A 12,783-nucleotide genomic window follows, 5' to 3' on the forward strand; every position below is an offset into this window, starting at 1 on the left:
GTCGTCCACCGATTCCCGCATCCAAGACATCAGGAGAAGCGTTATGAGTGAACAGACCCCAGGCAACCACAACCAGAATGGTGAAGGCGCTGGCGCCGGCACCATGAAGCCCGGTTCCCACAATACCGACGGGCAGGGCATCGCCGGTCACGGTTCCTTCTTCCAGTCGACCGACCTGTCGAAGGAAGACGCAGTCAAGGCCACCGACTGGGTGCGCAAGCACGTCGACCGCCGCACCGTCGACCTTGGCGACCGCATGGACGACGTCCGCGAGCATATGTACGAGCTCGAGAAGGACGGCCAGATCATCATTCATCGCATTAACGATGAACACGAGCCGATGTCGGTGAAGACCCTGTTCGGCTGGGACAAGAAGATCCCGACCAAGCAGCTTTGGCACCACAAGTCCTGTGGCCAGTGCGGGAACATCCCTGGCTACCCGACCTCGCTGCTGTGGTTCATGAACAAGTTCGACTTCGAGCCGGGCAAGGACTACCTCGACGAAACCGACCAGACCTCCTGCACCGCGTGGAACTACCACGGCTCCGGTATCGGGAACGTCGAGTCGCTCGCTGCGGTGTTCCTGCGCAACTTCCACCAGGCCTATGTCTCCGGCAAGCAGCACGGCCACGAGCTGGGTCACTTCTACCCGCTGGTGCATTGCGGCACCTCCTTCGGTAACTACAAGGAGATCCGCAAGTACCTGATCGAGTCCGCCGAGCTGCGCGAGAAGGTCACCAAGATCCTCGGCAAGCTGGGTCGCCTGGTCGACGGCAAGCTGGTCATCCCGGAAGAGATCATCCACTACTCCGAGTGGGTGCACGTGATGCGTAACCGTATCGCTTCCGAGCTGCAGACCATCGACGTCTCCCACATCCGCACCACCGCTCACGTGGCCTGCCATTACTACAAGATGGTCCACGAGGACGCGGTGTACGATCCGACCGTGCTGGGCGGCAACCGTACCGCGATCATTACCTCCACCGCCCAGGCCCTGGGTGCGCAGGTGATCGACTATTCGACCTGGTACGACTGCTGCGGCTTTGGCTTCCGCCATATCATCTCCGAGCGCGAATTCACTCGCTCGTTCACGATGGATCGCAAGATCCGCGTGGCCCGCGAGGAAGCCAACGCCGACGTGATGCTGGCCAACGATACCGGCTGTGTCACGACCATGGACAAGAACCAGTGGATCGGCAAGGCGCACAACCAGAACTTCCAGATCCCGATCATGGCGGAAGTCCAGTTCGCGGCCCTGGCCTGCGGTGCGGACCCGTTCAAGATCGTCCAGCTGCAGTGGCACGCTTCGCCCTGCGAGGATTTGGTCGAGAAGATGGGTATGTCCTGGTCCGAGGCCAAGAAGACCTTCCAGGAATACCTGAAGGAAGTCGAAGCCGGCAATATCGAATACCTCTACAATCCTGAACTCGCTTACGGGGGCAAGGTCTGATGCAGCAAGATACCGTTCTAGTAGTGGGTGGTGGGCCGGCCGGTCTGGCCGCTGCCGCCAATGTCAACTCGGCCGGCTACAAGGCCGTGGTCGTCGAGAAGGAAGACGTCCTGGGCGGCGCCCCGATCCTGTCGGGTTACGCCAAGCTGGTGCCCTCCGGCGAGTGGGCCAAGGACGCCATTGGCCGCATGGTCAAGCGCGTCGAAGACGATGCCAACTCGACCGTGCACAAGGGTGCCAAGGTCGAGAAGCTGGAAGGCGAGGCCGGTAACTTCACCGCCACGCTGACCAACGGCGAATCCGTCCAGGCGGGTGCCGTGGTCCTGGCCACCGGCTTTACCCATTTCGACTCCATCAACAAGCCGGAGTGGGGCTTTGGCACGTATGAAGACGTGCTGACCACCACCCAGATGGAACAGATGGTGGGCAGCGGCAAGATCGCCTGCCCGTCCGATGGGCGCGTGCCGGAGCGGGTCTGCATCCTGCTGTGCGTTGGTTCCCGTGACCGTCAGATTGGCCGCGAGTGGTGCTCCAAGATCTGCTGCACTGTCTCTGCGAACCTGGCCATGGAGATCAAGGAGATCTCGCCGGAAACGGACGTGTTCATCTACTACATGGACATTCGTACCTACGGCCTGTACGAAGACAAGTTCTACTGGAAGTCGCAGGAAGAGTTCAAGACCAAGTTCGTCAAGGCGCGTATCGCGGAAGTGACGGCCTCGGGCGATGGTCGCCTGCTGGTCAAGGGTGAAGACACCCTGGTCAAGCGCCCGATCATCATCCCGTTCGACATCGTCGTGCATGCCATCGGCATGGATCCGAACGCCGATAATCCGGAGCTTTCTCAGGTCTTCGGTATCGGTCTCGAGAAGCACGGCTTTATCGAGAAGGCCGAGCAGTACACCAACACCTGTGGCACCACCCGCAAGGGGGTCTACTCCTGCGGCGCGGCCTACGGCCCCGAGACGATCGACGATTCGATCACCCAGGGTGCCGCCGCTGGTGGCCGCGCGGTTGCGGATCTGCATGCGCTGGTTCAGAAAGCCGGCTGAGGTCGTCAGCGACGACGCGGCTTCGGGGCTGGTCCCGGAGCCGCTTGAGGTTACCTTTGACAAGGATATCCTCGCGTCCAAGCTCTCCGCTCTGAGAGGGGCCATCGCCGAAGCGGGCGGGGTCGAAGGGCTGGAGACGTTCATTGAGGCGTTGCGTTCCAAGCACGAGGTCTTTGCGGCGATTGTTGCCAAGGGCGACGAGATCGACGCGGAAGATGTGCGAGCCCTTGGGGGGCTGGTTTTTTCGGTTCGCCGGAAGCTGGTTACCCTGATGGCGGAACGGCAAGGGGCCCTGGTGGACGGGGTGCGTGCCTTGGTTCGTCCGGAAGTAGATGTCGACTCTCGCCTGGCCGCGTTCGCGGATCTGGCGGCAGACGACAAGAAACTACGGCGGGCGATCTGGGACTTCGGTGCCGAGATCCTGCATTTCGCGGATCCCGACGCCATGCCATTGGCCTGTCGCTGGGTCTGGGACACATCGACCACGACCGGGGCGTTGCGCGAATTCATCCGTGCGAACGACACGCTTCGATCCATTCCCATCGGGGATTCGGTGGGTGCGATCGAGGGGGCGCGGCGCTGGTTTAACGAAGCGCTGGCCGAAGAGGGCTTTTACCGGGACCTGCCGTTTGTGACGGATCTGGTCTGGGTGCAGGCTTATTCGGATTACGCCCGTGCCCTGTCGATGAGTTTCGGCATGATCGACAACCAGTTTGGTGGCAAACAGGACCCGCTGGAGCTGGCCGTGAAGCTGCTGGGGATCGATTCCCCGGAAGGTCGCCTGAAAGGAACCGATGCGTCGCTGCATTGAATAACGGAACGAACTTGAGCCTGCTATACAGGTTTTCGGAGAGACGTCATGGCAATACATGAAAAAGCACTGATCGAGGACGAACGACTCCAGCAGCACGATGAGCTGGTGGTCGACGGGGTGGATGTTTCCGGTCACTGGAACACCATGATTGCCCCGCGCACGGTTCGCGATTACGACGACGATTTCGAGGCGAAGATCCAGACCTACACGGGTGCGGAGAACGTTCACCGCTGCTGGCAGTGTGGGTCCTGCACCAACTCCTGCACGATGTATGCGCAGAATGTTCAGTTCAATCCGCGCTACTGGATCTACCTGACCCGCCTGGGCATGAAGGAAGAGCTGGTCAAGGACAAGGACATCATCTGGCAGTGCGTCTCCTGCAACAAGTGCACGAACATCTGCCCGAAGGATGTGAAGCCGGAAGGCGTGATGAAGGCGCTGGCGCACTGGATGGAAGAGGAAGGGATCACCGAAAAGACCCCGTCCAGCATCTTCGATGAAGAGTTTGCCGATCAGATTTACAAGACCGGCCGCATTGAAGACTCCAAGGTGATGCAGAACTTCTTCAAGAAGACCGGGCAGCCGCTGGTGCAGGATTGGATCAAGATATTTGTCTTCCGCATGATGAAGCACCTGCCGGTGAAGCACCTGATGATGATGGGCTTCAACACGATTCATACGCCGCGTACGAAGTCCTGGGGCAAGACCGGGGACGTGCTGAAGAGTTACGTGCGCGAACAGAAGGAGGCCGCTCATGGCTAAGGTTGCTTACTATCCGGGTTGCGCGCTTGAGGGCTCCGGTGGGCCGTACGATCGCTCCACCCGCGTGCTGGTGAAGGCGCTGGGGCTCGAGATGGAAAACCTGCGCGACTGGAACTGCTGCGGCGCGATGGAGGTGAAGAACGTTCATCCCATGCTGCAGACCTACCTGTCCGCACGGAACATGGCGATCGCCTCCGAGCAGATGGGCATGGACACTGTGATGGCGCCGTGCAACGGCTGCTATCACAACCTGAAGAAGGCCGAGTTCGAGACCGCCACGTCCGAAGACGCGATGAACACCGTCCAGGATCTTGCGCGCCAGTCTGACGACCCGGTCTACAGCGGCGACGTTCGCACCCTGCACCTGCTCGAATGGCTGATGGAGGAACTCGGCCCGGAAGGCATCAAGCAGAAGATGACCAAGAGCCTGAACGGCATCAAGGTTGCGAACTACTACGGCTGCATGTACACCCGCCCGCGCCAGATCTTCCCGGAGAAGGACAACGGCCCGGGCTCGGACTCCAGCTATCAGCCGCACTTCATGGATGACCTGCTCGGTGCCGCCGGCGCCGTGAATGTCGAGTATCCGCTGAAGACCTCCTGCTGCGGTGGTGCGCACACGTTGTCCGATTCCGACACCTCGACCCAGCTGGTGCTGAACCTGCTGCAGTCGGCGGAGGACTCCGGTGCGGAAGTGATCGCCACCGAGTGCCCGACCTGCCACTCCGGTCTGGAGATGCACCAGGTTCGTGCCGAGACCGAGTTTGGCATCAAGACCGACGTGAAGGTGTTGTACTTCACCCAGCTGCTCGGGCTGGCCATGGGCCTGTCTGCGCGGAAACTGGGCATTCACGAGAACGTGAGTGACTCGATTGGCCTGTTGAAGGAGAAGGGGGTCATTTGATCCCCCGACCCATGCCCGGCATGGCCCATCGATGAGTTTGGAAGACGGGCGCCTGGCGCCCGTTTTTTTGTGGAGGCACGGGTCCCCGCGGTCCCGGGAATGAGGCGAAACATGGATTGCAACGGCTGCGAGTTTCACCCTGAACTGTTCTACGACGACGAATTCCAGATTTGGCTTCGCCGCGAGGATGACGACACCCTGACCGTGGGGATGACCGATCTGTCGCAGACGATTGCGGGCAAGATCATCCATGTGCGGGTGCGGCGGCCGGGTACGCGGCGACCGCCGGGCAAGCCGGTCGCCACGATCGAAAGTGGAAAATGGGCGGGTCCGATCCCCAATTTCATCGATTGCAAGATCGTCGAGGGGAACGAGGAGGTGCTGGAGAACCCGGTGCTGCTGAATTCCGACCCCTACAATGCCTGGATCGCCCGAGTCGAGCCCACCAATGGGATCGAGGCCGCGCTGGAGGTGTTCCTGACCGGCGACAAGGCCGAGGAAGGCTACTGCAAGCGGGCCAAGGACGATGACATTCAGTGCCAGCGCAAGCTGCGGTGAGCGGAACCATGGCTGATCTCGAAAACGACTATTACCTGGACAACGACGAGCAGACGGTCGTGATCATCATGACCTCGGGCCCGTCGACGCCTGGCCGTTGTGCTACGCCGTTCTATCTTGGCGCGGTGATGGCCTCGATGGATGTTGACGTCCATATCTTCTTCACCATGGAGGGCGTGCGCCTGATGGAGCAGGGTGTAGCGGATGATCTGCGGGCCATGGAAGGCGGCAAGCTGATCAAGGACTTTATCCAGGACGCAAAACGCGCCGGCGTGCGCTTGCACGTTTGCCAGCCCGCTCTGCCGGGGTATAGAATCGACGCGTCTTCGGATCTCATCGACGAAGTCGATGAAGTGAATCGGGCGAGCGAACTAGCCGACCTGATACTACGCAGTGATAAAACGATAACGTTTTAATTTTCCCGCTTTATTTGAATATTCCTGGAGGAAGACATGGGTGCAGTTCGGGGTTGTGATATTCCTGAAGATCTGATGTACAACGTTGAAAACAACGTTTGGGTGCGCAAGGAAAGCGACGGTACCGCGACCGTCGGTCTGACGTCCTACGCCTGTTCGCTGGCGGGCACGATTGTGTCCTACACCCCGAAGAAGGTCGGCAAGGCGGTCAAGAAGGACAAGTCCTGCACCACCGTCGAATCCGGCAAGTGGGTGGGTCCGGCGAAGACCCCGGTCACCGGTGAAGTCACCGAGACCAACGACAAGGTTGCGGGTAACCCGGGTCTGATCAACGAAGATCCCTATGGCGAAGGCTGGCTGATCAAGCTGAAGCCGGAAGACTGGGATGGCGAAATCGGCGATCTGAAAACCGGTTCCGATGCCCATGCGGCCTTTGAAGCCAAGATGGAAGCGGACGGTTTCGGCGGCTGCTAAGCCCCGATCCGGTCCGGGCCGCCGACCCGTTGAGGTTGGCGGCCTCTTTTTTTCGGTAATACCCGAGTAAAACCTTCAAGAAATGCGCCGACCCGGAGACCGCCGATGACGAGCTGGAACGATGTAATCCAGCGGGTAGAGCCCCTCGAGGACGTCCCCGTCGATCCGTTGCTGGTTGATGACCTCCAGCATAGCCTGCAACACGCCGGGGATCCGGGTTCGGTGCACTTTTATACCCCGACCTTCAAGTCCTACCAATCCAGCGAGCTGGCCGATTGTGGCAAGAGTGCTTGGCCTGCGATGTCCATTACCGGTGGCGATTGCAAGCTGGCCTGTGATCACTGCAAGGCCAAGATCCTGGATCCGATGATCCCCGTCCGCACCCCGGAGGATCTTTGGCGTCAGGTGAATGGCGTGATCGAGTCCGGTGCCCAGGGCATGCTCCTGACCGGTGGTTCGAATCATCGCAACGAGGTCGAATACGACCCGTATTACTCCACCATCCGGCGCATCAAGGACGAGTTCCCCGAATTCCGCATTGCCATGCATACCGCGCTGGTGGACGACGACATCGCGCTGTCCATGGAGCAGGCGGGAATCGACGCGGCGATGATGGACGTCATCGGTGCCCAGGACACCATCACGCAGGTCTATCACCTGCGTCGCAGCGTGGATGACTTCGAGCGCACGCTCGAGAGCCTGGTGAACACCAACATGAAGGTGGTCCCGCATATCGTCATCGGCCTGCACTACGGCAAGCTGCTGGGCGAGTGGAATGCGCTCGAGATGCTGGCGCGCCACCTGCCGGATGCCGTGGTGCTGGTGGTTGTCATGCCGTTCTACGCGCCGGCCAGTCGCCCGTTCGAGACCCCGGACGTGCATGCGGTGGGCCGCTTCTTCCACGACGCCCGCGCTCGCCTGGCTGATACCTCGCTGCTGCTGGGCTGCGCCCGTCCGCCGGGCGAGGCCAAGAGCCAGATCGACAGCTACGCCGTGATGGCGGGCCTGTCCGGGATTGCCCACCCGGCAGAAGGGGTGGTGGAACTCGCCGCTCGCCTGGGCAAGAAGGTGCGCGTGACTCCGGCCTGTTGCTCGATCGCTGTCGGTGACGAGGTGATGGCCGAAGACGCCGGCGCCGCCAGCGGCGTCGAACTGGACCTGGACACCATCGTGGCCGAGGAAGCCCGCCGTCGCGAGCAGGAGCGCAAGGCGCGCCAGGGCCTGGGCGGCATCCGCATCGTCACCGAGGGGGGCGAGATTGCAGCCGGGGGTGGCTGTCATGCCTGAGCGCGATCAGAAGACCCTGCGCATCCTCGACACTGGGCTGCGCCCGGCTGCGGAAAACATGGCGTTCAACCGCGCCCTGCTGGAATGCCATCAGGAAGGTGTATCGCCGCATACCTTGCGCTTTTTGCAGTTTCAGCCCTGTGCCCTGGTGGGCTTCCACCAAAACGTGGACCAGGAGATCAACACCGAGTACTGCAAGGAGAACGGAATCGCCATCCAGCGCCGTATCACCGGCGGTGGTGCGATCTATTTCGATGCCACCCAGCTCGGCTGGGAGCTGTATCTGGACAAGCGTTTCCTCGGTTCGGCCGACATGGGGCAGATCGCGGCGCGCATCTGCAACGCGGCGGCGGCAGGCATGCGTTCGCTGGGCGTGGACGCGCAGTTCCGCCCGCGCAACGATATCGAAGTGGATGGTCGCAAGATCTCCGGCACCGGCGGCGCCTTTGACGGCGAATCGATCATGTACCAGGGCACGTTGCTGATCGAGTTCGATGTCGAGGACATGCTGCGCATCCTGCGCATCCCGGCGGAGAAGCTCTCCAACAAGGCGATCGAGTCGGCGCGCGACCGGGTGGTGAACCTCGCCACGCTGCTCGACGAGATGCCCGCACTGGACGTGGTCAAGGATGCCATTGCGCGCGCCTTCGCCGAGGAGTTCGGGGTGCGCACTGAAGCCGCCAACCTGCTCCCGGAAGAGCGCCGCGCCTTCGACGAGGCGCTGGCCGACATCGATACCGAAGAGTGGGTCTATCAGCGCAACCGCCCGGCCACCGATGCCCCGATGTTCGAGAGTATCTCCAAGTCCGATGGCGGGTTGATGCGGGTTGGCGTGGCTCTGGATCCGGAGCGCAAGCGTCTGAAGCAGCTTTGGATTACCGGCGACATCTTCGTGAAACCGGCTCGCACCGTCGCCGATCTCGAGGCGGCCCTGCGCGATACGCCGCAGGACGAGATGGAGGAGCGCGTGCGCGCCTTCTTCGCCGAACGCGATGTCGAGCTGCTCCAGCTGACCGCGGACGACTTCATCGCCGCCATCCAGTCGGCCCTGGCACAGGCCGAGATCGAACCGGCCTCCGCGCAATGAGCCACGTTCGGGGTCTTTGCTAATGCTGCCCGCCGCGGTGGATGTGCTGGTTGTCGGTCTGGGCCCGGGCGGGGCCTCGGCCGCGCGCGTGTGTGCCGAGGCCGGATTGTCGGTGCTCGCGGTCGAGCGTAACAAGGCCTTCGGCGAGCCGGTGCAGTGCGCCGAGTTCATCCCCAACCCGATGGGCGCCTACGCGCAGCCCGACGGCGTGTTGCTGCAGCGGATCGATTCCATGCAGAGTTTCCTGCCCTCCGGGGCGGTGGAACATTCCGACTTTCCCGGCCTGATGGTGGATCGCGGCGAGTTCGACCGCGCCATCATCCGCGCCGCCGAGGCGAACGGGGCGCAACTGGTGACCTCGACTCCGCTGGTGGCGGTGGACGCCGAGCGTCACATCGCCCGGGTGAAACACGCCGGTGCAGAACACGAAGTCGGCTACCGCGTGCTGATCGCGGCCGATGGGCCGCATTCGCCGGTCGCCGAGGCCCTGGGCCTGCCGGCCCTGCCGACGGTGCAGACCCGCCAGTACACCGTGCCGCTGAACAAGCCCTACACCGCCACCGATGTCTGGCTGTCCGATGACTACCCCGGCGGCTACGCCTGGCTGTTCCCCAAGGGCAAGTGGGCCAATCTCGGTCTGGGCGCCGACAAGCGCATCGCCGGCGACCTGAAGACCCCGCTGGAGTCCCTGCATGCCCAGCTTGTGGAGCAGGGCCTGCTCGGGGAAGAAATCCGCTACCGGACCGGCGGGGCGATCCCGGTCGGCGGCCTGCGTGATTCGCTGGTAACCGGCGACGTGCTGTTCGTCGGCGACGCGGGTGGCCTGACGCACCCGATTACCGGGGCCGGCATTGCCGCTGCGGTGGTTTCGGGCGAGGCTGCCGGCGAGGCTGCGATCGGCCACCTGGAAGGCGACGCCGAGGCCCTTGCCGACTATGACGAGGACATGCGCGACCAGTACGGGCCGGCGCTGGATCGCGCCTGCGAGCGGCGCGCCTTCCTCAATGAACACTGGCGAACCCCGCGGGCGCAGGAAGATGCCACCCAGCGCCGCGGATGGATTGCATTTTCCGAGTATTTCAACGATGGTGACCGGGCCGCGTAATCGGCCCCGGTCGACGGATGCCTGGCATCCCCGAGACAACGCTGGAGGAATTCCATGAGTGCAAGTGCAGAGGAGATGGTCGCGCCGATCAACTTTTACCGGCCCGACTATCACATCAAGACCCCGGACATGCGTTCGCCGGAGTACGTGCAGATGTCCACCGCGGCCGCGATCACGCTGGGCCTGGTGCCGGGCACCATGCATCGCACGTCCTGCACGCACTGCCTGAACCTCCTGGTCACGTACCCGGAAGGCTGTCGTGCCAACTGCTCCTACTGCGGCCTGGCCCGCCACCGCGAGGAATCGCGGGATTACGCCGACCGCAACTTCATCCGCGTCGACTGGCCGACCGCCAAGTACGACGAGGTGATCGAGCGCGTGAAGAAGCACGCCGACGCCGGCCAGTTCGAGCGCATGTGCATCTCCATGATCACCCACCCGAACTCCGACGCCGACACCGTCGAGCTGCTGGAGCGCTGGGTCGCCGAGGTCAACCATATCCCGGTGTCGATCCTGTCCAACCCGACCACCATGAGCTACGAGGATCTGCAGCTCCTGCGGGACAAGGGCGCGGACATCTTCACCGTCGCGCTGGACGCGGTGACCCCCGAGATCTTCGAGCGCACCCGCGGCAAGGCGGTCGAGAGCCCGCATAGCTGGGACAAGTACTGGCAGTCCATCGAGTGGGCCGCCGAGATCTTCGGCCCGGAGAAGTTTGGCGCGCACCTGATCTGCGGCATGGGCGAGACCGAGGAAGAGATCCTGCAGGTCTGCCAGCGCATCCGCGACCTGGGCGGTCACAACCACATGTTCGCCTTCTTCCCGGAAGAGGGCTCGCTGATGGAAGACTGGAACCCGGTCCCGCGTGACCAGTGGCGTCGCGTGCAGCTGGGCCGCTTCGTGATCGACTACGCCGGTGGCCGCATCGACGACATGCAGTTCAACGCCGACGGCCAGGTGGTGGACTTCGGTCTGCCGCAGGCCGAGGTGGAAGAACTGATCGCCTCCGGCAAGCCGTTCCAGACCTCCGGCTGCCCCGGCAAGTCGGACGAGGAGGTCTCGGCCTGTAACCGCCCGTATGGCGACTCCAGCCCGACGGACATCCTGTCCTTCCCGTTTGCGCTCAACTCGACCGACGTCGGGTTCGTCCAGCGGCAAATGGCCGGGGAGGATGTCGGCACCTTCGACTTCGACGCCGACGAGGCGGACGACGAGAAGACGGCCTGAAATTAGTGGTAGTATCGCGAAAGCCCCGGCACTCCCGGGGCTTTCGCATGTCAGGGGGTCGATAAGACATTTTGAATATTCAGGTTTCGAGCAGGGTTATCAAGGCCATTCTTCCGAGTGCCCTTGAACACACCTGCCGAAAGTACTCGCGGCACGGTCGGTCATCGTGACGCGAGTCGTGGGAACACCACAAGACCGGACGGGCGGCATACAAGGGGGCTGCGCGGAACCGGGGTGTTCGCACAACACAACAAGAAGACCACCAAAGGAGATGTAAAATGGAAGCACGCATCATTCGCCGCAGCCTGGTGACGATCGCGGTCGGCCTGGCCATGGGCTCCGCCGGCGTCGCGCACGCCACCAACGGCTACTTCGCCCACGGCTACGGCACCAAGGCCAAGGGCATGGGGGGCGTCGGCATGGCGATCTCCCAGGATGCCTACGCCCCGGGCATCAACCCCGCCGGCATCGCCGGCATGGAAAGCCGCATCGACGGCTCCCTCGCCTACTTCCGTCCCGAACGTTCCGTGACGTTTAACGATATGGGCGATATGACGATCGATTCCGACAGTGAAGACTTCTTCATCCCGTCGATTGGGTATGTCCAGCAGATCGACGAGAATCGATCCTGGGGTATTGCACTGCTGGGGAACGGGGGGCTGAATACGGATTACCCTGCCTTTGATCGTCAATGCCAGAATCCGCAGGATCCGAACGGGCCACTGGTTCCGGGACAAGGCGTGTTCTGCGGTGGTTCGGCGGGGGTTGATCTTGAGCAACTCGCGATCATTCCGACCTACGCCCAGAAGTTCGCAGATGGTCGCGTTAGCGTGGGTTTTAGCCCGATCATCAGTTACCAACGTTTTAGTGCAAAGGGAATCGAGGCATTCAATCAGGCCAGCGCCGAAGGAGATACGGGAAGTGGTAGCGGTACCGATACCACGTGGGGCTATGGCGCGCAGATCGGCTTTCAGGCCGAGTTGGCTGAAGGTGCCCGGGTCGGGGCCAGCTATCGCTCCAAGATCCGCAACGGGGACTTCGATGACTACAGCGGTCTCTTTGCCGATGGCGGGAGCTTTGATGTCCCGTCCACCTACGGTTTGGGTTTCTCGGTGGACGTAAGCCCGAGCGTCACTCTTTCCGCCGATTACCAGCGCATCAATTACACGGATGTCGCTGCGATCTCGAACCCAGGCGACTCTGGGCTTCTGGGGGCGCCGAACGGTGCCGGCTTTGGCTGGCAAGATATCGATATCTTCAAGTTTGGCGCTCAGTATGAAGCCGGAAATGACTGGACCTGGCGAGTGGGCTACAACCGGGGGGAAAACCCGATTCCGTCTAGCGAAGTGGAATTCAACATCCTGGCCCCGGCCGTGATGGAAGATCACTTCACCTTTGGGTTCACCAAGGGCTTTGGCAATCAGCATGAGCTGAATTTTGCGGCAATGTACGCGCCGCGGCAGAGCGTTCGTGGACCTACCCAGCAAGGTGAAGCGACCATCGAGATGCGTCAGTACGAGCTCGAGATCGGGTACGCGTACCGGTTCTGATCGGGAGGCCCGGGGCGGTCGCCTGACCGCTGCGGGCCTCGGTGTTATGCGCCCGGGAGGGGCGCCCGGCCTTGAGGGGAAGGCCGGATCCGCCAGG

At 62.3% G+C, this 12,783-nt stretch carries 13 protein-coding genes; all 13 read left to right on the plus strand.

What is annotated here, in order from left to right; translation table 11 throughout:
- Positions 1-43: 43 nt before the first annotated feature.
- Positions 44-1,450 (plus strand): heterodisulfide reductase-related iron-sulfur binding cluster, encoded by a 1,407-nt coding sequence (locus tag D578_RS0110365; protein ID WP_018949883.1) that lies wholly within the window; start codon positions 44-46, stop codon positions 1,448-1,450.
- A gap of 23 nt (positions 1,451-1,473) precedes the next feature.
- Positions 1,474-2,502: an FAD-dependent oxidoreductase gene (locus D578_RS0110370; RefSeq protein WP_018949884.1), complete on the plus strand. Its 1,029-nt coding sequence runs from the start codon at positions 1,474-1,476 to the stop codon at positions 2,500-2,502.
- Entirely contained in the window at positions 2,441-3,313 is an 873-nt protein-coding gene (locus tag D578_RS0110375; protein ID WP_018949885.1) for a hypothetical protein, read from the plus strand. Before D578_RS0110370 ends, D578_RS0110375 begins: the two co-directional genes overlap by 62 nt.
- Positions 3,314-3,361: 48 nt before the next feature.
- The gene (locus D578_RS0110380; RefSeq protein WP_018949886.1) at positions 3,362-4,078 is read left to right on the plus strand and encodes a 4Fe-4S dicluster domain-containing protein; all 717 of its coding nucleotides are present in this window, start codon (positions 3,362-3,364) and stop codon (positions 4,076-4,078) included.
- A complete protein-coding gene (locus tag D578_RS0110385; protein ID WP_018144004.1) occupies positions 4,071-4,982 on the plus strand; it encodes a CoB--CoM heterodisulfide reductase iron-sulfur subunit B family protein in 912 nt (303 codons plus the stop codon). The genes D578_RS0110380 and D578_RS0110385 overlap by 8 nt, the downstream gene beginning before the upstream one ends.
- A 111-nt stretch (positions 4,983-5,093) precedes the next feature.
- A complete protein-coding gene (locus D578_RS0110390; protein WP_018168416.1) occupies positions 5,094-5,540 on the plus strand; it encodes a glycine cleavage system protein H in 447 nt (148 codons plus the stop codon).
- An 8-nt stretch (positions 5,541-5,548) separates the two neighbouring features.
- Complete coding sequence (locus tag D578_RS0110395; protein WP_026289295.1) at positions 5,549-5,956, plus strand: DsrE family protein; 408 nt, start codon at positions 5,549-5,551, stop codon at positions 5,954-5,956.
- 36 nt (positions 5,957-5,992) lie between these two features.
- Positions 5,993-6,430, plus strand: a complete 438-nt coding sequence (locus tag D578_RS0110400) for a glycine cleavage system protein H (RefSeq protein ID WP_081617365.1) — start codon at positions 5,993-5,995, stop codon at positions 6,428-6,430.
- Positions 6,431-6,535: 105 nt separating this feature from the next.
- Positions 6,536-7,717, plus strand: a complete 1,182-nt coding sequence (locus tag D578_RS0110405; protein WP_018949889.1) for a radical SAM protein — start codon at positions 6,536-6,538, stop codon at positions 7,715-7,717.
- Positions 7,710-8,804 carry a biotin/lipoate A/B protein ligase family protein gene (locus tag D578_RS0110410; protein WP_018949890.1) on the plus strand — a complete coding sequence of 365 codons (1,095 nt, stop codon included), beginning with the start codon at positions 7,710-7,712 and terminating at the stop codon, positions 8,802-8,804. Before D578_RS0110405 ends, D578_RS0110410 begins: the two co-directional genes overlap by 8 nt.
- Positions 8,805-8,826: 22 nt before the next feature.
- Positions 8,827-9,909 carry an NAD(P)/FAD-dependent oxidoreductase gene (locus D578_RS0110415; RefSeq protein ID WP_018949891.1) on the plus strand — a complete coding sequence of 361 codons (1,083 nt, stop codon included), beginning with the start codon at positions 8,827-8,829 and terminating at the stop codon, positions 9,907-9,909.
- A 54-nt stretch (positions 9,910-9,963) separates the two neighbouring features.
- On the plus strand, positions 9,964-11,136 hold the full coding sequence (locus tag D578_RS0110420; RefSeq protein ID WP_018949892.1) for a radical SAM protein: 1,173 nt from the start codon (positions 9,964-9,966) through the stop codon (positions 11,134-11,136).
- A gap of 278 nt (positions 11,137-11,414) precedes the next feature.
- Positions 11,415-12,686: an OmpP1/FadL family transporter gene (locus tag D578_RS0110425; protein WP_018949893.1), complete on the plus strand. Its 1,272-nt coding sequence runs from the start codon at positions 11,415-11,417 to the stop codon at positions 12,684-12,686.
- The last annotated feature ends 97 nt before the right edge of the window (positions 12,687-12,783 follow it).

This window comes from Thioalkalivibrio sp. ALMg11, from assembly GCF_000377905.1.
Lineage (GTDB): Bacteria > Pseudomonadota > Gammaproteobacteria > Ectothiorhodospirales > Ectothiorhodospiraceae > Thioalkalivibrio.

Excerpts from the sequence above, each read along its gene's own strand:
- D578_RS0110365 (WP_018949883.1), top strand. The coding sequence starts at position 44 with ATGAGTGAACAGACCCCAGGCAACCACAACCAGAATGGTGAAGGCGCT.
- D578_RS0110380 (WP_018949886.1), top strand. The coding sequence starts at position 3,362 with ATGGCAATACATGAAAAAGCACTGATCGAGGACGAACGACTCCAGCAG.
- D578_RS0110385 (WP_018144004.1), top strand. The coding sequence starts at position 4,071 with ATGGCTAAGGTTGCTTACTATCCGGGTTGCGCGCTTGAGGGCTCCGGT.
- D578_RS0110390 (WP_018168416.1), top strand. The coding sequence starts at position 5,094 with ATGGATTGCAACGGCTGCGAGTTTCACCCTGAACTGTTCTACGACGAC.
- D578_RS0110395 (WP_026289295.1), top strand. The coding sequence starts at position 5,549 with ATGGCTGATCTCGAAAACGACTATTACCTGGACAACGACGAGCAGACG.
- D578_RS0110400 (WP_081617365.1), top strand. The coding sequence starts at position 5,993 with ATGGGTGCAGTTCGGGGTTGTGATATTCCTGAAGATCTGATGTACAAC.
- D578_RS0110405 (WP_018949889.1), top strand. The coding sequence starts at position 6,536 with ATGACGAGCTGGAACGATGTAATCCAGCGGGTAGAGCCCCTCGAGGAC.
- D578_RS0110410 (WP_018949890.1), top strand. The coding sequence starts at position 7,710 with ATGCCTGAGCGCGATCAGAAGACCCTGCGCATCCTCGACACTGGGCTG.
- D578_RS0110415 (WP_018949891.1), top strand. The coding sequence starts at position 8,827 with ATGCTGCCCGCCGCGGTGGATGTGCTGGTTGTCGGTCTGGGCCCGGGC.
- D578_RS0110420 (WP_018949892.1), top strand. The coding sequence starts at position 9,964 with ATGAGTGCAAGTGCAGAGGAGATGGTCGCGCCGATCAACTTTTACCGG.
- D578_RS0110425 (WP_018949893.1), top strand. The coding sequence starts at position 11,415 with ATGGAAGCACGCATCATTCGCCGCAGCCTGGTGACGATCGCGGTCGGC.